The 22,344-nt window shown below is 44.7% G+C and carries 22 protein-coding genes and 1 pseudogene; all 23 read left to right on the forward strand.

Translation table 11 applies throughout. From position 1 onward, the window contains the following. Positions 1 to 13 precede the first annotated feature (13 nt). The 23 genes and pseudogenes from C7R56_RS01780 to rpsS all read left to right on the forward strand — a co-directional run bounded on the left by C7R56_RS01780 (position 14) and on the right by rpsS (position 22,324). Positions 14 to 1,072: a MazG nucleotide pyrophosphohydrolase domain-containing protein gene (locus C7R56_RS01780; protein ID WP_107994912.1), complete on the forward strand. Its 1,059-nt coding sequence runs from the start codon at positions 14 to 16 to the stop codon at positions 1,070 to 1,072. Continuing rightward, positions 1,059 to 1,337, forward strand: a complete 279-nt coding sequence (locus tag C7R56_RS01785; protein ID WP_086942198.1) for an RNA-binding S4 domain-containing protein — start codon at positions 1,059 to 1,061, stop codon at positions 1,335 to 1,337. The genes C7R56_RS01780 and C7R56_RS01785 overlap by 14 nt, the downstream gene beginning before the upstream one ends. A 107-nt stretch (positions 1,338 to 1,444) precedes the next feature. Next, positions 1,445 to 1,879 (forward strand): FtsB family cell division protein, encoded by a 435-nt coding sequence (locus C7R56_RS01790; RefSeq protein WP_199902959.1) that lies wholly within the window; start codon positions 1,445 to 1,447, stop codon positions 1,877 to 1,879. An 87-nt stretch (positions 1,880 to 1,966) separates the two neighbouring features. Next, a complete protein-coding gene (locus C7R56_RS01795; RefSeq protein WP_086987310.1) occupies positions 1,967 to 2,446 on the forward strand; it encodes a S1 domain-containing RNA-binding protein in 480 nt (159 codons plus the stop codon). Between the two features lie 88 nt (positions 2,447 to 2,534). After that, the gene (gene tilS / locus C7R56_RS01800; protein ID WP_107994913.1) at positions 2,535 to 3,932 is read left to right on the forward strand and encodes a tRNA lysidine(34) synthetase TilS; all 1,398 of its coding nucleotides are present in this window, start codon (positions 2,535 to 2,537) and stop codon (positions 3,930 to 3,932) included. Between the two features lie 18 nt (positions 3,933 to 3,950). Beyond that, positions 3,951 to 4,490: a hypoxanthine phosphoribosyltransferase gene (gene hpt / locus C7R56_RS01805; RefSeq protein WP_107994914.1), complete on the forward strand. Its 540-nt coding sequence runs from the start codon at positions 3,951 to 3,953 to the stop codon at positions 4,488 to 4,490. A 122-nt stretch (positions 4,491 to 4,612) separates the two neighbouring features. Continuing rightward, positions 4,613 to 6,748, forward strand: a complete 2,136-nt coding sequence (ftsH, locus tag C7R56_RS01810; RefSeq protein WP_107994915.1) for an ATP-dependent zinc metalloprotease FtsH — start codon at positions 4,613 to 4,615, stop codon at positions 6,746 to 6,748. Between the two features lie 160 nt (positions 6,749 to 6,908). Further along, complete coding sequence (gene hslO / locus C7R56_RS01815) at positions 6,909 to 7,811, forward strand: Hsp33 family molecular chaperone HslO (protein WP_107994916.1); 903 nt, start codon at positions 6,909 to 6,911, stop codon at positions 7,809 to 7,811. A 109-nt stretch (positions 7,812 to 7,920) separates the two neighbouring features. Further along, positions 7,921 to 8,847, forward strand: coding sequence for a cysteine synthase A (gene cysK / locus C7R56_RS01820; protein WP_107994917.1), 927 nt, complete (start codon positions 7,921 to 7,923; stop codon positions 8,845 to 8,847). Between the two features lie 188 nt (positions 8,848 to 9,035). Beyond that, entirely contained in the window at positions 9,036 to 10,064 is a 1,029-nt protein-coding gene (gene dusB, locus C7R56_RS01825) for a tRNA dihydrouridine synthase DusB (protein ID WP_107994918.1), read from the forward strand. A 107-nt stretch (positions 10,065 to 10,171) separates the two neighbouring features. After that, complete coding sequence (lysS, locus tag C7R56_RS01830; protein ID WP_107995077.1) at positions 10,172 to 11,650, forward strand: lysine--tRNA ligase; 1,479 nt, start codon at positions 10,172 to 10,174, stop codon at positions 11,648 to 11,650. Positions 11,651 to 11,995: 345 nt separating this feature from the next. Then, a complete protein-coding gene (rpsL, locus tag C7R56_RS01835; protein WP_107994919.1) occupies positions 11,996 to 12,412 on the forward strand; it encodes a 30S ribosomal protein S12 in 417 nt (138 codons plus the stop codon). Between the two features lie 46 nt (positions 12,413 to 12,458). Next, on the forward strand, positions 12,459 to 12,929 hold the full coding sequence (gene rpsG / locus C7R56_RS01840) for a 30S ribosomal protein S7 (protein WP_086626904.1): 471 nt from the start codon (positions 12,459 to 12,461) through the stop codon (positions 12,927 to 12,929). 117 nt (positions 12,930 to 13,046) lie between these two features. Then, positions 13,047 to 15,137: an elongation factor G gene (gene fusA / locus C7R56_RS01845; RefSeq protein ID WP_086987667.1), complete on the forward strand. Its 2,091-nt coding sequence runs from the start codon at positions 13,047 to 13,049 to the stop codon at positions 15,135 to 15,137. Between the two features lie 120 nt (positions 15,138 to 15,257). Then, positions 15,258 to 16,445, forward strand: coding sequence for an elongation factor Tu (gene tuf / locus C7R56_RS01850; RefSeq protein WP_086987318.1), 1,188 nt, complete (start codon positions 15,258 to 15,260; stop codon positions 16,443 to 16,445). 569 nt (positions 16,446 to 17,014) lie between these two features. Then, positions 17,015 to 18,217, forward strand: a pseudogene (locus C7R56_RS01855) (ammonium transporter); the annotation flags it as partial. Between the two features lie 168 nt (positions 18,218 to 18,385). Further along, positions 18,386 to 18,799, forward strand: coding sequence for a P-II family nitrogen regulator (locus C7R56_RS09065; RefSeq protein WP_268811284.1), 414 nt, complete (start codon positions 18,386 to 18,388; stop codon positions 18,797 to 18,799). Between the two features lie 405 nt (positions 18,800 to 19,204). Then, on the forward strand, positions 19,205 to 19,513 hold the full coding sequence (gene rpsJ, locus C7R56_RS01860; RefSeq protein WP_068558995.1) for a 30S ribosomal protein S10: 309 nt from the start codon (positions 19,205 to 19,207) through the stop codon (positions 19,511 to 19,513). Positions 19,514 to 19,551: 38 nt separating this feature from the next. Further along, complete coding sequence (rplC, locus tag C7R56_RS01865) at positions 19,552 to 20,190, forward strand: 50S ribosomal protein L3 (RefSeq protein WP_068558993.1); 639 nt, start codon at positions 19,552 to 19,554, stop codon at positions 20,188 to 20,190. Between the two features lie 26 nt (positions 20,191 to 20,216). After that, positions 20,217 to 20,840, forward strand: coding sequence for a 50S ribosomal protein L4 (rplD, locus tag C7R56_RS01870; protein ID WP_068558991.1), 624 nt, complete (start codon positions 20,217 to 20,219; stop codon positions 20,838 to 20,840). After that, on the forward strand, positions 20,840 to 21,124 hold the full coding sequence (gene rplW, locus C7R56_RS01875) for a 50S ribosomal protein L23 (RefSeq protein WP_068558989.1): 285 nt from the start codon (positions 20,840 to 20,842) through the stop codon (positions 21,122 to 21,124). Before rplD ends, rplW begins: the two co-directional genes overlap by 1 nt. 34 nt (positions 21,125 to 21,158) lie before the next feature. Further along, positions 21,159 to 21,989 carry a 50S ribosomal protein L2 gene (gene rplB, locus C7R56_RS01880; protein ID WP_106448940.1) on the forward strand — a complete coding sequence of 277 codons (831 nt, stop codon included), beginning with the start codon at positions 21,159 to 21,161 and terminating at the stop codon, positions 21,987 to 21,989. Positions 21,990 to 22,042: 53 nt separating this feature from the next. Continuing rightward, complete coding sequence (gene rpsS, locus C7R56_RS01885; RefSeq protein ID WP_068558985.1) at positions 22,043 to 22,324, forward strand: 30S ribosomal protein S19; 282 nt, start codon at positions 22,043 to 22,045, stop codon at positions 22,322 to 22,324. Positions 22,325 to 22,344 lie beyond the last annotated feature (20 nt).

Genomic DNA, 22,344 nt, shown 5'->3' on the forward strand with positions numbered 1-22,344 from the left:
GAAGGAGAAATATATGGGTAAAATTGAAATAATGGGGCTTGGAGCCGGTGATTTGGAACAACTGCCGTATGGCGTATACAGTCGCTTGCTGGCAGCTGAATTCGTTTATCTGCGGACCAAGGAGCACCCGGTCGTTGAGAATCTGAAGTCTGCAGGCGTGCAGTTTGAAAGTTTTGATAACATATATGAATCGAAGGACAATTTTGATGACGTATACCGTCAGATCGCAGATCAGTTATTGGAAAAAGCAAAAACGCAAAATCTGATTTATGCCGTGCCGGGACATCCATTGGTTGCGGAGGATTCCGTCAAGCACCTGCTGCAGAACGAGGCGGGGATCGAAGTCGAAATCGTCGGCGGGAAGAGTTTTATCGACGATTTCTTTCAGGCGGTGGCCATCGATCCGATCGAGGGCTTCCAATTGTTGGATGGATTGACCTTCCACCAGGACCAGCTGAGCTTAGGCAATCACCTGATCATCATGCAGGTTTTCAATGAATTTGTCGCCAGCGATGTGAAATTGAAGCTGATGGAAAAATATCCGGATGAGCACCAAGTGGCATTGGTCGATGCGGCAGGAACCAAGATGCAGAAAGTGACTTGGTGCCCGTTGTACGAGATGGACAGGCTTGAGGGTGTGCATAACTTGCTTTCTTTGTATGTTCCACCGCTTGATACAGATGAACGTACGAAAAGCTTTGAATTGACCCAGGCCTACATGGATGCCATCGTAGAAAAAGATGTTTGGGTGCAATCACAGACGCACGAAAGCCTGTTGCCCTATCTGAAGGAAGAATGCGAAGAAGTGGCGGAAGCGATCCAGAACGATGATATCGATAATCTGATCGAAGAGTTGGGCGATGTTCTGCTCCAAGTTTTCTATCACGCCTCTTTTGGCGAACGGGAAGGCTTTTTCACGATGGAAGATATCCTGGAAACATTGAACAAAAAATTGCGCAGACGCCATCCGCATGTTTTTGATGGGGTGAAGGCTGATACGATTGAAGAAATCGATAAGATGTGGCAAGCAATAAAAGCAAAAGAAAAGGGGAATTCCGATGAGACTAGATAAATTTTTGAAAGTATCCCGCTTGATCAAACGCAGATCAGTAGCCAAAGAAGTGGCGGACAAGGGGCGCATCCTGATCAACGGCAAGCAAGCAAAATCGAGTTCGACTGTCAAAGCCGGAGATGAAATGACGCTGCAATTCGGGAACAAAACCGTCGTTGTGCGCGTCGACAAAATTGTGGAAACGACCAAAAAGGATGAAGCGCAGGAAATGTATACCCTCATCAGCGAAACAGTTGCACCCAGAACGGAAGAAAATCGCTTCTGATGATGCGAAAGGCCATGGACAATCCGCGCTGTTTCTTCTATACTTTTATATGAGTAAAACTATTCGGAGATAATGTGGATGTGGAAGTTTTCAAGGAGGCGATCGGGGTGAAGGAAAAGACGAAGAAAACGACAGCTGACAACGTTACCGTGATGCAAAATGATTTTACCAAGGCGCAGCACAGTCAGAAACGTATATTTCAGAGGGAAAAGAAAGCCCATATGAGAAGATTGTCCCTGATTTTTTTCTTCGGCGCTGCCCTGATTTTGCCTTGCCTGTGGAAAACAGTCGGAAACTGGCTGGAAATCCGTAATCTCGATGCTGCCATTGCTGCGGCCCAAACAGAGAAAAAGCAGGCTAAGGACGAAAATACGCAATTGACCTATGAAGTCAAATTGTTGCAGGATGATGAATACATCGCCAAATTGGCGCGCGGTAAATATTATTTGAGTAAAGATGGTGAAATCATCTTCAGTTTGCCTGAAGATAATCAGACAAAAATGGCCGAGAAACAAGAGAATGCGGCAGATTCGGATTCATGAATCCATTGATGAGTAAAGATTCTATTTTTTTCTGCAAAATCCGTGTTATAATTAGCTGAGCAAAAATGAAGGAGGAACTTTTTTTTTATGTCAATTGAAGTTGGGAATAAAGTATCAGGAAAAGTTACAGGGATTACAAATTTTGGTGCATTCATTGATTTAGGTAGCGGTAAGACAGGATTAGTTCATATTAGTGAAATTTCTGATACTTTTGTAAAGGAAATAAAGGATGTTTTGAAGGTTGGCGATGAAGTGATCGTAAAGGTTATGTCCATTGCCGATGATGGGAAGATTGGCCTATCCATCCGTAAAGCTGTGGACAAGCCAGCAGGGGAAGTTACCAGACCCCAACGAGAAAGTAGACCTTATCAAAAAAGTACAACTCCTCGTCCAGAAGGTTCTTTTTCCAAAGGCAGAAAAGATTTCTCAGCCCATCAGGATAAAGGTCTTAAAAACGACTTTGACTCGTTGATGAGCAGCTTCTTGAAGGACAGCGAAGACCGTCTGACTTCCATCAAGCGCAATACGGAAGGCAAACGTGGCGGCCGTGGCGGCAGACGTGGATAGAAAATAGTGATTTCTAGAGGATGGGCAAAAGGGAAACCGATTGTCGCACCCTCTTTTTTGCTTTACTAGGAAAGAGAGCAGGGATGTTATGCAGGAATATATTCTGCGTCTATGCAAAGAGCTGGAACGCCAGCAACTTTGGGATAAAGAAAGCCGTTTGCTTTTGGCTGTATCAGGCGGTGCGGATTCCATGGCATTGCTGGGGCTTGTCCAGCAACTGCCGTCGGAATGGCAACCGCAGTTCGCGGTCGTGCATGTCCATCATCATCTCAGGGAAGAGTCAGATGAGGAATTCCGGATGGTCCAAGACTATTGTCAAAATAAAGGGATACCATTTTTTTCGGAACACTGGTCCGAAAAAAGCCACCCGAGTTCGAACCTGGAAATGGCAGCAAGAGAATTCCGCTATGCCTTCTTTACTAATATGATGGAAAAATGGTCAGCGACTCACTTGGCGACAGCTCACCATGCCGATGATCAGTTGGAGACGATTCTGATGCGTCTGGTGAGGGGGAGTACGCTGAAGGGTATCTCCGGAATCTCAATGACGCGCACTTTTGGCCCTGGGCAACTCGTCCGCCCGCTGCTGGCGTTTCAAAAAGACGAACTCTATCAGATTTGCGGAATGGCTGGAATTCCTTATCGGGAAGATAGCACCAATTCAGAGCTGACTTTCACGCGGAACAGATACCGGAACAGCATCATTCCGCTGCTGAAGGCGGAAAACAACCAAGCACCCAAGCATTTCGGCGATTTTTCGGAAGATCTGCAGGATGTATTGACTGTCGTTCAACCTCTTGTAGTCCAGTCGTTTCGTTCATTGTTCACCAAGGTTGAAGCGGACTGGGTATTGGATCTGGTCGCATGGAAAATGTGTGACGTTTCCTTGCAACGGCTCGTGCTTAGTCATTTTGTGACGGAGCAGATGATACCGGCAGGATATGACTTCCGGAGGAGCCAACTGACTGCCATCATGGATCTTATCGAAAACCAATCTCCCCAAAAGCAAATATCTTTGGCAGGAGGGTGGCAGGCCAGAAAAAGGTATGATAAACTTACTTTCTTATCCCCTGATTCCGTCAGGATCGCTTTTTCCGATTTTTCTGAAGTATTGGAGCTAAATAAATGGGTAACCTTGCCTTCTCATGGTAGAATAGGATTATTTCATGGCGATAATGCGTTTTCAAAAGAAATGCCGAAGGATGCTCAGGTCGTTGGAATCAAGGACGATTTGGCACGGATGCCTTTTACGGTGCGTTCCCGGCATACGGGCGACAAGATAGTTTTGAACAAAAATCAGCCATTCACAAAAAAAGTGAGCCGGCTTTTTGTGGATAAGAAAATTCCGGATGAAGAAAGACGAAAAGCCTGTATCGTCACTGATGGCGAGGGACGTATTCTATGGGTGCCGGGCTATGCCCAGTCCGTCTGGTTGTCCGAGAATGACAAGGAACAAACGTGTTATAGATTGATTTACATTAAATAAAATTTTGAGGTGAAAGAAATGTTACATCCTGATATCAAGGAAGTATTATATAGTGAAGAAGAAATCAGCGCAGTAGTCAAAGACTTGGGCGCGCAATTGACGAAAGAATATGAAGGGAAAAATCCGTTGGTGATTGGCGTTCTGAAAGGTGCCGTCATGTTCATGACCGACTTATCTCGTGCGATGGCATGCGATCTGGAGTTGGATTTCATGGACGTTTCCAGTTACGGAGCCGGAATGGAATCAAGCGGAGACGTGAAGATTCTGAAAGATTTAGATACGACAGTGGACGGACGCGACCTGTTGATCGTGGAAGATATCATCGACACCGGACGAACGTTAAGTTACCTGATCGAAATCTTCAAATACCGTAAAGCGAAATCCATCAAAGTGGTCACTTTGATGGACAAAAAAGAACGCCGCGTCGTGGACTTGGAAGCGGATTACATTGGGATCAATGTCCCGAACGAGTTCGTAGTCGGATACGGATTGGACTTCAATGAAAAGTACCGGAACCTCCCTTATATCGGGATTTTAAAAACCGAAGTTTATGAGTAAAATCATTCGTTAAAATTGGTCAGATATGATATGATTAGTGAGATACCAGTATATTGAACAAACAAAAAAGATGAGACGTAAGATAAAGTCTGCGAAGAACGATATCTGACGAGGAGGTTCTAATGAAAAAAAATAATTTTCTTAAAAGCAGCGGCTTTTATGTGTTGATCTTCCTTGCGATCATTGCCGTGGTTTCAATGATTACAGGCGGTATGGAGACAGAAACGAGCCAAGAAATTTCAGCAAGCGAATTTATGGATGCCTTGAACTCGGAAGAGGTGGATAGTTTTACGATCCAACCGGGTGCAGGCGTTTATGAAATCAGCGGTGAATACCGCACCGAACAAGAACTGGAAGTTGCTGATTCATCCAGCGATCTACTGTTGTTTGATGATACGACCAGTACAACAACGAAGAATTTCACAACCAGGGTCTTACCGAATGATGAAACTCTGAAACAGATTACAGACATCGCCGAAACGACGGATACACAGATGGTGCCGTTGGAGGAAGATCAGTCCGGCGCATGGATCAGCATCCTGTTCAGTGTATTGCCGATCGTCATCTTCATCTTCTTCATGTACATGATGATGGGACAAGCTGGAGGAGGACAGGGCGGTAACCGCAATGTCATGAACTTCGGCAAAACGAAGTCAGAGGATGCCACCAAAAAACCCATGAAAGTGCGTTTTTCTGACGTCGCTGGTGCAGAGGAAGAAAAACAAGAGCTTGTTGAAGTTGTGGAATTCCTGAAGGATCCACGTCGTTTCACTGCACTTGGCGCAAGAATTCCGGCCGGTGTTTTGCTGGAAGGACCTCCAGGTACAGGTAAGACCTTATTGGCTAAAGCTGTTGCTGGTGAGGCCGGTGTGCCTTTCTTCTCGATTTCCGGTTCGGAATTCGTGGAAATGTTCGTCGGTGTCGGTGCCAGCCGTGTGCGTGATTTGTTCGAGCAAGCCAAAAAAGCCGCTCCTGCAATCATCTTCATTGATGAAATCGATGCTGTCGGACGTCAACGTGGCGCCGGTATGGGTGGCGGGCATGATGAACGCGAACAGACACTGAACCAATTGTTGGTTGAGATGGATGGTTTTTCCGGTAATGAAGGCATCATCGTAATTGCTGCTACCAACCGTTCGGACGTACTCGATCCGGCGTTGCTTCGTCCAGGCCGTTTTGACCGTCAAATTTTGGTGGGTAGACCGGATGTAAAAGGTCGTGAAGCCATACTGAAAGTACATTCCCGCAATAAACCGTTGGCAAGCAATGTCGATCTGAAAGTTGTCGCGCAACAGACACCTGGCTTCTCTGGAGCAGATCTGGAAAACCTGTTGAACGAAGCAGCCTTGGTCGCGGCAAGACGGAATAAAACAAAAATCGATGCACTTGATGTTGACGAAGCCCATGACCGTGTCATTGCCGGTCCAGCCAAGAGAGATCGTGTCATCAGCAAGCGTGAACGTGAAATGGTTGCTTTCCATGAAGCCGGTCATACAATAGTCGGTATGGTCCTGAGCGATGCGCGCATTGTCCACAAAGTTACGATCGTTCCACGCGGTCGCGCTGGAGGATACGCAATCATGCTTCCGAAAGAGGATCGATTCCTTATGACGAAGGATGAATTGTTGGAACAAGTGGTTGGCTTGCTTGGTGGACGTGTTGCGGAGGAAGTTGTCTTCAACGTCCAAACTACAGGCGCCAGCAACGACTTCGAACAAGCGACTGGCTTGATCAGAAGCATGGTTACCGAGTACGGTATGAGTGAGAAGTTGGGCACTGTGCAGTATGAAGGGAATCATCAAGTATTCGTCGGACGTGACTATGGCCAAACCAAAGCTTACTCTGAAGATATTGCTTACCAAATCGACTCGGAAGTCCGTCGTATGATGAGCGAAGCGCATGTCAGAGCGCGTCAGATCATCGAAGAACACCGTGAACAACTGAATTTGATCGCTGCAAAATTGTTGGAATTGGAAACATTAGACGAGAAAACAATCCGAAGCTTGTTCGAAACCGGCCAAATGCCTGCGGACTCGAGTTCAGAAGAATATCCAAGCGAAAAAGCGCAGTCTTTTGAAGAAGCCAAACGGGCCCTCGAAAAGAAAGAGGCTGAAAAAGTTCGTGAAGAAGAGCAGGCCCTTGCTGCTGACGAACCCGAAGATTCATCTGAAGTTTCATTGCCGTCTGCAGATACTGAAGCGGACAAAAATTCAGAAAAAGAATCGGAAAATGAAGCCACCGATACAGAAGAAAAATAAAAAAAATAGCGTTTAACAAAAAGTCTGGGATGAAAATCCCGGACTTTTTGTCATCAATCAACAACTTTGTAAAAGTAAGTAAGCAAAGTATGGTTGCTTTCGTTCCGACCTATAGTAGAATGATAGAGAAACAATTTAAGAATGTGATGGAGGATTATACATGAGTGACTATTTAATTAAAGCATTAGCTTATGAAGGACAATTCCGTGCGTATGCAATCGACGCAACAGCAGCGGTTGCGGAGGCCCAAAGAAGGCATGATACATGGAGCGCTTCTTCTGCAGCATTAGGCCGCACGATGGTAGGAACGTTATTGCTGGCTGCTGCTGGCTTGAAGAATGAGGAAAAAATGACTGTCATCGTGAATGGTGATGGCTTGGGAGGCCGCATACTCGCAGATGCGAACGGCAAGGGTGATATCAAAGCCTATATTGCAAACCCGAACGTCAATCTTGCATTGAACGACGCTGGGAAACTGGATGTGCGTGCAGTTGTGGGGACGGAAGGCAGCTTAACCGTCATAAAAGATTTAGGGATGAAAGAACCGTTTACAGGCCAAGTTTCTCTTGTCAGCGGTGAATTGGGCGAGGATTTCACCTACTACATGGCAAATTCTGAGCAAATACCTTCAGCCATCGGTTTGAGCGTGCTGGTGGACACCGATGATTCGATCAAAGCTGCTGGTGGCTTCATGATCCAAGTAATGCCTGACGCCAGCGATGAAGCCATCACAAAAGTGGAAAAGAACATCGCAGCCATTCCGTTGGTTTCCAGATTGATGGAAAACGGTGAAACGCCTGAACAGATTTTGACGCGCATATTGGGCGAAGAAAATGTGGAAGTGTTGGAGAAGATGCCTGTGCGTTTCCACTGCGATTGTTCCAGAGATCGGTTCAGCGAAGGGTTGAGTTCGATCGGCAAGACCGAGTTGCAGGAAATGATCGAAGAGGATCATGGCGCTGAGGTTGTCTGCCATTTCTGTGGCGAAAAATACCACTATTCGGAAGCGGATCTTCAGGAACTGGTAATGGCCATTGATGAAAAGCGCGCTGCCAACATCTGATGTCGCCGGCGTTTCGCTTGTAATGCGGTTTCACGTAACCTACAATGAAAGTAATCTATCCGTTTGACGGAACTGATCAGTAAAATTTATCTGAGCTGGAGGAATCGACATGGTAAAAGTAGTCTCTTCAATTGCGAGTTTGATCGGGGAAACTCCGATAATCAAACTGAATAAAGTGGTACCCGCGGGTGTAGCTGATGTTTACGTTAAGCTGGAAGCGTTCAACGCGGGCGGAAGTGTGAAAGACCGCATCGCGCTGAATATGATCGAAGTGGCGGAGGAAGAAGGCCTACTGAAACCCGGGTACACAATCGTTGAACCGACCAGTGGGAATACAGGCGTCGGCTTAGCTATGCTGGCTGCCGCAAAAGGCTACAAATCAATTTTTGTCATGCCCGATACGATGAGCATGGAAAGACGCTTATTGTTGGCAGCTTATGGCGCTGAACTGGTTTTGACTCCGGGAGCTGAAGGCATGAACGGTTCGATTGCGAAAGCAAGGGAAATCGCAGCGCAACCGGATCATTTTATGCCGATGCAATTCGATAATCCAGCCAATCCGGCTGTGCATGAAGCCATCACCGGTCCGGAAATCATTGAAGCGTTTGAAGGCAAGACGCCGGACGCCTTTATTGCCGGAGTCGGAACGGGCGGAACCGTGACGGGAGTCGGCAAAGCTTTGCGCAAAGTCAATCCCAATGTTGAAATATATGCACTGGAGCCGACCGATTCGGCTGTATTGAGCGGAAAACCGAAAGGACCGCACAAAATCCAGGGTATCGGGGCGGGCTTTATCCCGTCAGTCTTGGACACGACACTTTACAACGGTATCGTCCAAGTCTCCAATGAACAAGCCTTCGAAATGGCTCGCCGTGTCGCACAGGAAGAAGGCATTCTGGTGGGGATTTCAGGCGGGGCTGCCATCGCCGGTGCGATCGAAGTGGCCATCCGTTTAGGCAAAGGCAAGTCCGTCTTGACTGTGGCGCCGGATAACGGAGAACGCTACCTGTCCACGCCTCTGTTCAGCGTACAATAATAAATGGATAAGAAGGACAGGCCGATTGGATGGCTTGTCCTTTTTCTTATTTGTGATGCGTCATCTGCAATCAGGCAAGATATTTTTCTTTTCTTACTGATTGTAAGATGATAGAATGGTCCAAGAGTTTTTCGAGCATCCAGAAAATGGATGAGATCACCATAAATAAATAAAAAAGGAAGTAAAAAATGTATAAAATTGGCAATATTGAAATCAATAATCCGGTCGCAGTCGCACCTATGGCCGGAATCAGCAACGCTGCCTTCCGTGTCACCGTCAAAGAGATGGGTGCAGGCTTGGTCGTCTGCGAGATGATCAGCGATAAGGGCATCCAATTCCGCAATGAGAAGACTTTGCGGATGCTGCACATCGAGCCGAATGAGTATCCGTTGAGCGTGCAGATCATGGGCGGCAACAAGGATACGCTGGTTGAAGCAGCAAAATATGTGGCGGAAAACACGGAAGCAGCCATCATCGACATCAACATGGGTTGCCCCGTCAGCAAAGTCATCAAGGCGGAAGCGGGAGCCAAGTGGTTGTTGGATCCGGGCAAAGTCTATGAAATGGTATCCGCTGTCGTGGATGCCGTTGATAAGCCTGTAACCGTGAAAATGCGGACCGGTTGGGATTCCGATCATCTGTTTGCCGTGGAGAATGCCTTGGCTGCAGAACGCGCTGGTGCAGCCGCTGTTGCGATGCACGGCCGCACACGCGTACAGATGTATGAAGGCAAAGCCGACTGGAACATTTTCAAGGAAGTCAAGCAAGCTTTGACGCGCATCCCATTGTTGGGGAACGGGGATGTGAAGACGCCTGAAGATGCGAAGCGGATGATGGACGAAACAGGCGTGGATGGTGTCATGATCGGGCGGGCTGCCTTGAGCAACCCTTGGATGATAAAACAAACAGTCCACTATCTGGAAACGGGAGAGATGTTGCCGCATTCCACCCCGCGTGAGAAGTTGGAAATCGCAAAACTGCACTTGGACCGATTGACCGATCTTAAGGGCGAAACAGTTGCTGTCAAAGAGTTCCGCAGCATCGCGGGTTATTACCTGAAAGGCATTCCGCGGGCTTCAAAAACAAAAGCTGCAGTCACATCTGCATCCAGACAACAAGAAGTTGTCGACTTGTTGGATCGGTTCATTTTTGAAATAGAAGAACGCGAAGCCACAAAAGAAGCGCCTACATCCGAAAAAATCGAAATAAATAGCTAAGACGGCTTGATTTTTCACTCTTTTATTGGCAATATTAAGAAGATTATGAAACAAGTAGATTTAAGAACGGAGTGACCTCATTGAGTCAAGAAAAACATTCAGAAGAAATGAATGACCAATTACTGATTCGCCGTGAAAAAATGCAGACTTTACGCGAAGAAGGAATTGAACCCTTTCAAAATGGTTTTGTAAGAACACATTTATCCGCAACTATCCATCAAGATTTCGATGCTTTTACGAAAGAGGAAATCGAAGCAAAAGATGAGACCATCGTTTCCGTAGCTGGCAGAATCATGACAAAACGCGGCAAAGGCAAGGTTGGCTTTGCGCATTTACAGGACAGCAAAGGCCAAATCCAGATTTACGTGCGCAAAGATGCTGTCGGGGAAGAGAATTATGCGATCTTTAAACAGGCCGATCTAGGGGACATCATTGGCGTTACTGGACCGATCATGAAAACCGATGCCGGTGAAGTTACCATAAAACCGACGCAGCTTGTGCATTTGACGAAAGCGTTGCGTCCGTTGCCTGACAAATATCATGGGTTGACGAACGTTGAACAAAAATATCGTCAACGCTATCTTGACTTGATCAGCAACAAAGAGAGCTTCAATAAGTTCGTGCAACGCAGCCAGATCATCAGCGAAATCAGAACGTACCTGAACGGCCTCGGCTACCTGGAAGTAGAAACGCCGACTTTGCACAACATGGCAGGCGGGGCTACCGCAAGACCTTTCATCACGCACCACAATGCATTGGATATGGAATTGTACATGCGCATCGCCTTGGAGTTGCACCTGAAACGCCTTGTGATCGGCGGTATGGAAAAGGTTTATGAAATCGGTCGCGTATTCCGTAATGAAGGAATCGATACCACCCACAATCCAGAATTCACGATGTTGGAAATGTATACAGCTTATACCGACTTCCACGATGTGATGGAAGTGGTCGAAGGCATCTTCGAAACGGTTACAACGAAGGTCAAAGGCTCCTCAACAGTGGTCTATGACGGTACCGAAATCAATTTGGCCGGACCATACCCGCGCATCCACATGGTTGACGCAGTCAAAGCCGTTACGGATGTCGATTTCTGGGCACCGATGACGGACGCAGAAGCACAAGCTTTGGCGGAAAAACATAATGTGCCGTTCACGAAGAACATGACGGTAGGACACATCATCAATGAATTTTTCGAGGCATTTGTGGAAGACACGCTGGTTCAGCCGACATTCATCTACGGTCATCCGCTGGCGATTTCGCCATTGGCACGTAAAAATGAAGAAGATCCGCGCTTTACGGACCGTTTTGAAATCTTTATCATGGGTAAGGAATACGGTAACGCCTTTACCGAGCTAACGGATCCAATCGATCAAAGAGAACGTTTCGAAGCGCAAGCTACGGAAAAAGAGCAAGGCAATGACGAAGCGCATGGCGTTGATGAAGACTTCATCGAAGCTTTGGAATACGGTATGCCTCCGACAGGCGGATTGGGCATCGGCATCGACAGATTCGTGATGATGTTGACCGACAGTCAATCCATCAGGGACGTCCTGCTGTTCCCGACGATGAGAAATCTAGAGATTTAACTTAAATGTGAGGGGTTGCCGCGATTTCGCGGTAACCTTTTTATATATTTAGGAAATAGTGTGCTCCAGGCGCTTCCGGAATCGGATGAATGAAATGAAAAAAAATAAAAAAACTTCCAAATAAAACAAGACAAACGGTTGACGGTCAGAAATATACATGTTATGATTCATAAGGTGATTTTATACACAGATTCCTGAACAATATCTTTCAGTCGTGCTGACTGGTGTATGATTGTCACAGAAAGAATAGTAAGTCGAAATATTCGATTTATTTATTTTTTTAACTAAAAAGGAACCACCTGGATGTGTGGACCTAGTTATCCCATCGAGGAAGGAGGAAAATCAATGCCTACAATCAATCAATTAGTGCGTAAACCTCGCAAATCTGCTATTGAAAAATCAACTGCTCCTGCTTTAGGAAAAGGTTACAATAGCTTCAAGAAATCTCAAACAAATACAAACTCACCTCAAAAACGTGGTGTTTGTACTCGTGTGGGTACAATGACTCCGAAAAAACCTAACTCAGCGTTACGTAAGTACGCTCGTGTACGTTTGTCTAACTTATTAGAAGTTACAGCTTACATTCCTGGTATCGGACATAACCTACAAGAACATAGCGTGGTGCTAATCCGTGGCGGACGAGTAAAAGACTTGCCAGGGGTACGTTATCATGTCATTCGTGGCGCTCTTGATACAGCTGGTGTAACCAACCGTATGCAAAGCCGTTCTAAATACGGAGCTAAGAGACCTAAGAAAAAATAATTAAACAATAAACGAAAAAACAAAAGTTAAGGAAGGAGGAATTTGAATGCCTCGTAAAGGTCCAGTAACAAAACGTGAAGTAATGCCAGATCCGATTTACAATTCAAAATTGGTGACTCGTTTAATCAACCGTATCATGGTTGATGGAAAACGTGGTAAAGCTGCTACAATTTTATATAACGCATTTGAAATGATCAAAGAATCTACAGGAAACGACCCGTTGGAAGTTTTCGAACAAGCTATGAAAAACATCATGCCTGTTTTAGAAGTAAAAGCACGTCGTGTAGGGGGTTCTAACTACCAAGTTCCTATCGAAGTACGTCCAGATCGTCGTATGGCTTTAGGATTACGTTGGTTGGTAAGCTACTCTCGTCTACGCGGTGAAGATACTATGGAAGAGCGTCTAGCTAAAGAAATTATGGATGCTGCTAACAACTCTGGTGCTTCAGTTAAGAAACGTGAAGATACACATAAAATGGCAGAAGCTAACAAAGCTTTCGCTCATTACCGTTGGTAAAATTTTCTTGCAAGAATTTTTTCTTGCAAGAAATTTGCTTTATGGTTGTATAAGTCACCATTTTTCCAATAAAATGGACTTGCAATTACTTTTACAAGAGAGAGGTGTTTGAAGAAGATGGCACAAAGAGAATTTTCTCTACATAATACGAGAAATATCGGTATCATGGCTCATATTGACGCTGGTAAAACAACGGCAACTGAACGTATTTTGTACTATACCGGTAAAATCCATAAGATCGGTGAAACCCATGAGGGTGCTTCACAAATGGACTGGATGGAACAAGAACAAGAACGTGGTATTACCATCACTTCAGCTGCTACTACTGCACAATGGAAAGGGTATCGCGTAAACATCATCGATACTCCTGGACACGTGGACTTCACTATTGAAGTTGAACGTTCCCTACGTGTATTGGATGGCGCTGTCGCTTTACTTGATGCACAATCAGGCGTAGAACCTCAAACTGAAACAGTTTGGCGTCAAGCTACAACTTATGGTGTTCCTCGTATTATATTCGCTAACAAAATGGATAAAATGGGTGCAGATTTCCTGTACTCTTTAGACACTCTCCATGACCGTCTGAATGCTAATGCGCATCCGATTCAATTGCCGATTGGTTCTGAAGATACATTCAAAGGTATCATCGATTTAGTCGAAATGAAGGCTGAAATCTATGACAACGACGAAGGTACTGAATACCATGAAGAAGATATCCCTGCGGAATATCTTGAAGCAGCTGAAGAATGGCATACTAAATTAGTTGAAGCTGTTGCTGAAACTGATGAAGCTTTGATGGAAAAATATCTTGATGGTGAAGAAATTACGAAAGAAGAATTGAAACAAGGTATCCGTACTGCTACATGTAATGTAGAATTTTTCCCGATGCTTTGCGGTTCTGCTTTCAAAAATAAAGGCGTTCAATTGTTGCTTGATGCAGTTATTGACTACCTTCCATCACCATTGGATGTCGCTGCCATCACAGGTACTGACGTAGATACTGAAGAACAAGTTGCTGTTCCTGCAAGCGACGAAGCGCCATTTGCAGCCTTAGCATTTAAAGTTATGACTGACCCGTTTGTAGGTCGTCTGACATTCTTCCGCGTATATGCTGGTACTCTTCAAAGCGGTTCTTACGTTCAGAATGCCACTAAAGGCAAACGTGAACGTGTAGGCCGTATCCTACAGATGCATGCTAACCACCGTAACGAAATCCCAGAAGTATTTGCTGGAGATATCGCTGCTGCAGTTGGTTTGAAAGATACGACTACAGGAGACACTTTGTGTGATGAAAAGAAACAAGTAATCCTTGAATCTATGAATTTCCCGGAACCAGTTATCGAAGTTGCTATTGAACCTAAATCAAAAGCTGACCAAGATAAAATGGGTATCGCGCTGCAGAAACTTTCTGAAGAAGATCCTACTTTCCGTGCTTCCACTAACCCAGAGACTGGTCAAACGATCATTGCTGGTATGGGTGAGTTGCATTTGGACATCATCGTTGACCGTATGAGACGTGAGTTCAAAGTTGAAGCTACAGTAGGTGCTCCTCAAGTATCTTACCGTGAAACATTCCGTCAATCAGTTCAATCTGAAGGTAAATTCGTTCGTCAATCAGGTGGTAAAGGTCAATTCGGTCACGTATGGGTTGAGTTTACTCCTAATGAAGAAGGAAAAGGCTTTGAGTTCGAAAATGCTATCGTCGGTGGGGTTGTTCCTCGTGAATATATCCCTGCAGTTGAAGCAGGTTTGAGAGACGCTATGGAAAACGGTGTGTTGGCTGGTTATCCTTTAGTTGACGTTAAAGCTAAATTGTATGATGGTTCTTACCATGATGTCGATTCATCTGAAACAGCATTTAAAGTTGCTGCTTCACTTGCTTTGCGTAACGCAGCTAAAAAAGCTGACCCTGCAATCCTTGAACCAATGATGGCTGTAGAAATTACAGTTCCTGATGACTATTTGGGAGATGTAATGGGTCATGTAAGTTCTCGTCGTGGACGTATCGAAGGTACTGAAGCACGCGGTAACGCACAAATCGTTAAGAGCAGCATTCCATTATCAGAAATGTTTGGATATGCTACAACTTTACGTTCTTCTACACAAGGCCGCGGAACTTTCTCAATGACATTCGATCATTACGAAGCTGTTCCTAAATCTGTTCAAGAAGAAATCATCAAGAAGAGCGGAAAAAACAGCGAAGAGTAATCTCGCTGTTGCTTAGCTTGTATATTGCTTTTTCGAGCACAAATCGGTATACTTTATACGATAGACGATTAAAGTCTAGACAAATTATAAGCACTCAATATGAGGAGGAAATGATTTAAAATGGCAAAAGTAAAATTCGACCGTTCAAAGCCCCATGTAAACGTTGGTACAATCGGACACGTTGACCATGGTAAAACAACATTAACTGCAGCTATCACAACAGTTTTAGCTAAAAAAGGGTTCGCTGAGGCATCTAACTATGCTGCAATCGACAACGCTCCAGAAGAAAGAGAACGTGGTATCACAATCAACACTTCTCACGTTGAATACTCAACTGAAACTCGTCACTACGCTCACGTAGACTGCCCAGGCCATGCTGACTATGTTAAAAACATGATCACTGGTGCTGCACAAATGGACGGAGCTATCTTAGTAGTTTCTGCTGCTGATGGCCCAATGCCACAAACTCGCGAGCACATCTTGTTGTCTCGTCAAGTTGGTGTTCCTTACATCGTAGTATTCTTGAACAAAGTCGACATGGTTGACGATGAAGAATTATTGGAATTAGTTGAAATGGAAGTTCGTGACCTGTTAACAGACTACGATTTCCCTGGCGACGATGTTCCTGTAATCGCTGGTTCAGCTTTGAGAGCTCTTGAAGGCGACCCTGCTTACGAAGAAAAAATCTTGGAATTGATGGCTGCTGTTGACGAATATATCCCAACTCCAGTTCGTCAAACTGACAAGCCATTCATGATGCCTATCGAGGACGTATTCTCAATCACTGGACGTGGTACTGTTGCTACAGGCCGTGTTGAACGTGGACAAGTCCGCGTTGGTGACGAAGTTGAAATCGTCGGTATTGCTGAAGAAACTAAGAAAACAGTTGTTACCGGTGTTGAAATGTTCCGTAAATTATTGGATTACGCTGAAGCTGGCGATAACGTAGGAGCTTTGTTACGTGGTGTTACACGTGAGCAAATCCAACGTGGTCAAGTATTGGCTAAACCAGGTTCAATCACTCCACATACAACTTTCACTGCTGAAGTTTATGTACTTTCAAAAGAAGAAGGCGGACGTCACACTCCATTCTTCACAAACTACCGTCCACAATTCTATTTCCGTACAACTGACGTTACAGGCGTATGTAACTTACCAGAAGGCGTTGAAATGGTAATGCCTGGCGACAACGTTACTATGACTATCGAATTGATCCACCCAATCGCTATCGAAGACGGAACTAAGTTCTCTATTCGTGAAGGTGGACGTACAGTAGGCGCTGGCGTTGTAGCTTCAATCACTAAATAATTTTATTTCAAAATAAAATTCGAAAAACGGGAGCCTCGGCTTCCGTTTTTTTTTTCGGAAAATTTCAATCCAGGAAGGCGTTCTTCAATAGAGCGTCTTTTTGTGTGGGGTGAGAGCAGTGGGGGCCCGGAGAGGAAAGCCCGGAATTTTTACCATTTCAGTTCTGTCTTTGTTGGAGTTCACATTATATAGAAGAAACAGGAATTTCGACTGGGCTTGCTGGGGTGACCCATTCATTGAACGCAGCTATTTTACAGATATATTGCCCCATTTTTTATTTTTTTTATTGCGACCTCAGTTCATGTCAGGTTATATAACGCATTTTTAGTGATTGAACCGTTTTCATGACACAGTTACAGCACTTATCGAGGGCGGGATAGCCTTTTATTTCTTACTAGGGCAAGTTGCGCAGCCTTGAGCCTCCGTAACGACTTGTTCATGTCACTTTATATTACACAAGTCGTCATCATTTTGATGCTTTTATATTTTATGGGGTGTAAAGTAAGAAACATCACAAAGCAGTAATACACCAAAAAATTATCAGCAGAAGGAGAATCTATATGGAGAACATTAATTATGCAGACACAACTTTCGTCTTCCTCGCAACGATCTTAGTCATGATGATGACGCCCGCTTTATCCCTATTCTACGGAGGGATGGTCCGGAAGAAAAATGTCCTTAGCACGACAATGCACAGTTACGCTGCCATCGCAGTCGTCTCTATCCAATGGCTATTATTCGGCTACTCTTTTGTATTCGGAGGCGACTCGAAATTTTTCGGCGATTTGTCTTTCACATTACTCAACGGTGTGGGCTTCGCGCCAATCGATTATGCACCGACCATTCCGCATCAACTATTCATGATGTTTCAGATGGCTTTCGCAATCATCACCCCAGCTTTGATTTCAGGAAGCATCGCGGAACGCATGAAGTTTCCAGCATTCCTTGCCTTCATCCTTTTATGGACGACTTTCGTCTATGATCCGATTGCCCATTGGATTTGGGGGAATGGCGGTTGGATCCGCGAACTGGGTGCACTCGACTTCGCAGGCGGGAGCGTCATCCATATCAGTTCCGGTATATCGGCTCTGGTAGCAGCCATTTATCTCGGCAAAAGGAAAAACCACGATTCCGTCAAACCGCATAATATTCCGATGACAATGATCGGTGCCGGCCTTCTGTTGTTCGGCTGGTTCGGTTTCAACGCCGGAAGCGCTCTGGCGATCAATGATATTGCGCTGGATGCCTTCATCACGACAAACACTGCCGCTGCAACTGCCGGCATAAGTTGGATGATCTGCGAATGGATCATCCACAAGAAACCGACTGCTCTTGGATTCGTCAGCGGTATCGTTGCCGGTCTGGTTTCGATCACTCCTGGTGCCGGATTTGTCAGCCCGATTTCAGCTTTAGCCATCGGTTTCATCGGCGGGATCGTCTGCTTCTATGGCGTATCCGTCCTTAAGAAGAAATTTGATTATGATGATGCGCTTGATGCATTCGGATGCCATGGCATCGGCGGTATCTGGGGCGGCATCGCAACAGGTATCTTTGCAACAAGCAGCATCAATCCTGCCATCGAAGGCGGTTTGGTTGACGGCAGTGCCTCACTTTTGATTGCAGAAATTGTCAGCATTTTGGCTGTGCTTGCATACGCTGGTATCATGTCCTATCTACTGTTGAAATTGATCAGTAAATTTATGCCAGTGCGAGTCTCTGAAGAAGAAGAAGAAATTGGATTGGATTATGCTCTCCATGGCGAAACGGCATACGGCAGTCTGGCTGTAGCTTTTAGTGAAGCCAATTATTCAAATACAGCTGCATCGGTTGTACCGGGTGAATTAAGAACGGCTTTCCAAAAATTCCAGGAGCGCACTTTCGGAGGCAACGATCAGGAATTGGCCTTCGCGAATGCGTCTCTGGAAGACCTAGATAAATCAGTGGTTGTTGAATACCAAGCCTCCGGAGGTACAACAGGCGGTCAAGATGCACAAACTAAAATCACTAAAATTGAAATCATCACGAACGAAAGTAAATTTGAAGGCCTGAAAAAAGCACTGAACAGCATCGGCATCACAGGCATGACCGTTTTCGATGTATTCGGCTACGGCATGCAAAAAGGGCATAGCACCTATTACCGCGGCGTAGAGACTGAAGCGGATCTGCTGCCGAAGATCCGTGTCGAAGTTGTCGTAAGCACGGTTCCTGTCCAAGAAGTCGTGGACGCTGCCAGAAAAGCTTTGTACTCAGGCAATATCGGTGACGGAAAGATATTCATCTATAATGTAGAAAATGTCATCCGTGTCAGCACAGGGGATGAAGGTAAGAAAGCTTTGGAATATCCGAACGAATAAGCAATAAGGGGTTGTCTCATACGAGATGGCCCCTTATTTAATTTTGTTGCATTTCTTGAGTCTGATTATTCGACAGTATCATTGGACTTGCTTTCTTCTTGCAGATCAGTATAATAGTGAAGGGACAAAAGGCTTCACAGTGCTCAGGCAATAACAAGTCATTTGGACAATAGCAGAAACTGAATATTATTTTCAGAAAAGACTTGCTTTAACTAATGCGATTATGTATAATATATTGGTACGGCATTCATGGTTATGAATAATGTATTGGGGACCGTTCATTCGGGAACTGCAGCTAAGAGACGAGAGGTTGCGACACACCCGGTCGCTTTGTCACGGCGGGTGTGCCGGGGAATTTTCGTGGAGCTAGTCTTATGAATTACATCTGACGAAGGAGGGAACAACATGGCAAAACAAAAAATACGTATTCGTTTAAAAGCATATGAACACCGTGCTCTTGATCAATCAGCGGATAAAATCGTGGAAACAGCAAAAAGAACGGGAGCTACCGTTTCTGGTCCGATTCCATTGCCGACTGAAAGATCACTATACACAGTGATCCGTGCTACTCACAAGTACAAAGATTCTCGTGAGCAGTTCGAAATGCTTACACACAAACGTCTAATCGACATCATCAACCCAACAACAAAAACTGTTGACGCTTTGATGAAGCTTGACTTACCAAGCGGCGTAGACATCGAAATCAAATTATAATCAAACCTATCATATAAAAAACAAACGGAGGTGTTACCATGACCAAAGGAATCTTAGGCAAAAAAGTAGGAATGACTCAATTCTTTACTGCAAACGGTGAGTTAGTACCAGTTACAGTTATCGAAGCTACTCCAAACGTTGTTTTACAAGTTAAAACCAACGAAACAGACGGCTACGAAGCGGTACAACTAGGCTACCAAGAAATGCGTGAAGTATTGTCAAACAAACCTGCTAAGGGTCATGCAGCAAAAGCAAAAACTGCTCCTAAGCGCTTCATTCGTGAATTTAACAATGTTGAGCTAGGAGAATACGAAGTAGGAAAAGAAATCAAAGTTGATATCTTTGCAGCCGGCGACATTGTTGATGTTACTGGTACCACTAAAGGACATGGCTTCCAAGGCGTAATCAAACGTCACGGACAAAGCCGCGGACCAATGGCCCACGGATCTCGTTACCATCGTCGTCCGGGTTCAATGGGTGCTGCTTCATTCCCATCCCGCGTATTCAAAGGTAAAAAATTAGCAGGACGTATGGGTAACGATCGCGTTACTATCCAAAACCTTGAAGTCGTTATGGTTGACGTTGAGAAAAACGTAATCCTGATCAAAGGTAACGTACCTGGTTCTAAAAAATCATTAATCGAAATCAAAGTAGCCCGCAAAGCTGCAAACAAATAATATAAAAGAGAGGAGGAACGAGAAAAATGCCAAACGTAGCCTTATTTAAACAAGATGGAACACAAAACGGTGAAGTGACTTTGAATGAAGAAATCTTTGGGATCGAGCCTAACGAAAACGTTGTTTACGATGCAATCATCATGCAACGCGCTTCTTTAAGACAAGGAACTCACGCAGTAAAAAACCGCAGCGCTGTCAGCGGTGGTGGTCGTAAACCATGGAAACAAAAAGGAACAGGCCGTGCACGCCAAGGTTCAATCCGTTCACCACAATGGGTTGGCGGTGGAGTTGTCTTTGGACCAACACCTCGTTCTTACAGCTATAAATTAAACAAAAAAGTTCGTCGCTTAGCTATCAAATCAGTTCTTTCAACGAAAGTTGCTGAAGGAGACTTGATCGTAGTTGAAACATTGAACTTCGATGCACCAAAAACAAAAGAATTTGCAAATGTGTTGAAAAACCTTAACGTTGATACGAAAGTATTGGTTGTTGTAGAAAACGACAACGATTTTGCAGCATTATCTGCACGTAACCTTCCTGGTGTAACAGTCGTTAACGAAACAGGAATCAACGTATTGGATGTTGTTTCAAACAACAAATTAGTCTTGACACAAGCTGCTCTTTCTAAGGTAGAGGAGGCTCTTATATAATGGAAGCAACAGACGTTATCAAACGCCCAATCATCACGGAAGCTTCTATGCTTGCAATGGATGAAAAGAAATATACCTTTGAAGTGGATGTACGTGCTAACAAAACATTGGTTAAACAATCTATCGAATCATTGTTCGGTGTAGATGTTAAAAACGTAAACATCATGAATGTACGCGGCAAACTTAAACGTATGGGTAAATACAAAGGCTATACAAAAAAACGCCGTAAAGCAATCATCACTTTGACTGAAAATTCTAAAACAATCGAATTATTCGAAAATTAATTTACTGAAATAATCAAATAGGAGGGGAAAAAACGTGGCGATTAAGAAATACAAACCTACCACAAACGGCCGTCGTAATATGACTGGTTCTGATTTCGCAGAAATTACAAAAACAACACCTGAGAAATCTTTGGTCGAACCAATCAAAAGAAAAGCCGGTCGCAACAACCAAGGTAAAATTACCGTTCGTCATCAAGCTGGTGGACACAAACGTGCTTACCGTGTGATCGACTTCAAACGTAATAAAGATGGAGTCATTGGTATCGTCAAAGCTGTCGAGTACGATCCAAACCGCACTGCAAACATCGCGTTGATCCAATATGTTGATGGAATCAAAACTTACATTATTGCCCCTAAAGGCATCGAAGTAGGCCAACAAATCGAATCTGGAGTAGGATCTGATATCAAAATCGGAAACGCAATGCCATTGGCAAACATCCCAGTCGGTACTGTTATCCACAACATCGAAACAAAACCAGGCAAAGGCGGTCAATTGATCCGTTCAGCTGGTACAAGTGCTCAAGTACTTGGACAAGAAGGTAAATATACACTAGTTCGTTTGAACTCAAGCGAAGTACGTTTAATCCTTTCAACTTGCCGTGCAACAATCGGTTCAGTAGGTAACGAACAACACGAATTGATCAACATCGGTAAAGCTGGACGTAACCGTTGGTTGGGTAAACGCCCTACTGTCCGCGGATCTGTAATGAACCCGAACGATCACCCACACGGTGGTGGTGAAGGTAAATCTCCAATCGGACGCAAAGCGCCAGTTACTCCTTGGGGTAAACCTGCTCTTGGTTACAAAACTCGTAGCAAGAAAGCTAAATCTAGCAAGCTAATCGTTCGTGGACGTAAAAAATAATTATCACAACAATAAGTAACTGAAGCAACACATAATCGAAAGGAGGCTTCACCATGGGTCGTAGTTTGAAAAAAGGACCTTTTGTCGATGAACATTTAATTAAGAAAGTTGAAGCTGCTCTAGCTAGCGAAAAGAAACAAGTAATTAAAACTTGGTCTCGCCGCTCAACAATTTTCCCACAATTCATCGGACAAACGATTGCAGTTTATGATGGAAGAAAACACGTTCCAGTTTACATTCAAGAAGACATGGTAGGACACAAATTAGGAGAATTCGCTCCAACAAGAACATACCGTGGCCATGCCGCAGACGACAAGAAAACAGGTCGCCGTTAATTACGAGGGGAGGAAATAAC

It is taken from the genome of Trichococcus paludicola, from assembly GCF_003052295.1.
Lineage (GTDB): Bacteria > Bacillota > Bacilli > Lactobacillales > Aerococcaceae > Trichococcus > Trichococcus paludicola.

Coding starts and splice junctions, on each gene's coding strand:
- rplD (WP_068558991.1), top strand. CDS start 20,217: ATGCCAAACGTAGCCTTATTTAAACAAGATGGAACACAAAACGGTGAA.
- C7R56_RS01795 (WP_086987310.1), top strand. CDS start 1,967: ATGTCAATTGAAGTTGGGAATAAAGTATCAGGAAAAGTTACAGGGATT.
- rplW (WP_068558989.1), top strand. CDS start 20,840: ATGGAAGCAACAGACGTTATCAAACGCCCAATCATCACGGAAGCTTCT.
- lysS (WP_107995077.1), top strand. CDS start 10,172: ATGAATGACCAATTACTGATTCGCCGTGAAAAAATGCAGACTTTACGC.
- C7R56_RS01780 (WP_107994912.1), top strand. CDS start 14: ATGGGTAAAATTGAAATAATGGGGCTTGGAGCCGGTGATTTGGAACAA.
- rpsG (WP_086626904.1), top strand. CDS start 12,459: ATGCCTCGTAAAGGTCCAGTAACAAAACGTGAAGTAATGCCAGATCCG.
- dusB (WP_107994918.1), top strand. CDS start 9,036: ATGTATAAAATTGGCAATATTGAAATCAATAATCCGGTCGCAGTCGCA.
- cysK (WP_107994917.1), top strand. CDS start 7,921: ATGGTAAAAGTAGTCTCTTCAATTGCGAGTTTGATCGGGGAAACTCCG.
- rplC (WP_068558993.1), top strand. CDS start 19,552: ATGACCAAAGGAATCTTAGGCAAAAAAGTAGGAATGACTCAATTCTTT.
- tilS (WP_107994913.1), top strand. CDS start 2,535: ATGCAGGAATATATTCTGCGTCTATGCAAAGAGCTGGAACGCCAGCAA.
- rpsL (WP_107994919.1), top strand. CDS start 11,996: ATGCCTACAATCAATCAATTAGTGCGTAAACCTCGCAAATCTGCTATT.
- fusA (WP_086987667.1), top strand. CDS start 13,047: ATGGCACAAAGAGAATTTTCTCTACATAATACGAGAAATATCGGTATC.
- C7R56_RS01785 (WP_086942198.1), top strand. CDS start 1,059: ATGAGACTAGATAAATTTTTGAAAGTATCCCGCTTGATCAAACGCAGA.
- ftsH (WP_107994915.1), top strand. CDS start 4,613: ATGAAAAAAAATAATTTTCTTAAAAGCAGCGGCTTTTATGTGTTGATC.
- rpsJ (WP_068558995.1), top strand. CDS start 19,205: ATGGCAAAACAAAAAATACGTATTCGTTTAAAAGCATATGAACACCGT.
- hslO (WP_107994916.1), top strand. CDS start 6,909: ATGAGTGACTATTTAATTAAAGCATTAGCTTATGAAGGACAATTCCGT.
- tuf (WP_086987318.1), top strand. CDS start 15,258: ATGGCAAAAGTAAAATTCGACCGTTCAAAGCCCCATGTAAACGTTGGT.
- rpsS (WP_068558985.1), top strand. CDS start 22,043: ATGGGTCGTAGTTTGAAAAAAGGACCTTTTGTCGATGAACATTTAATT.
- hpt (WP_107994914.1), top strand. CDS start 3,951: ATGTTACATCCTGATATCAAGGAAGTATTATATAGTGAAGAAGAAATC.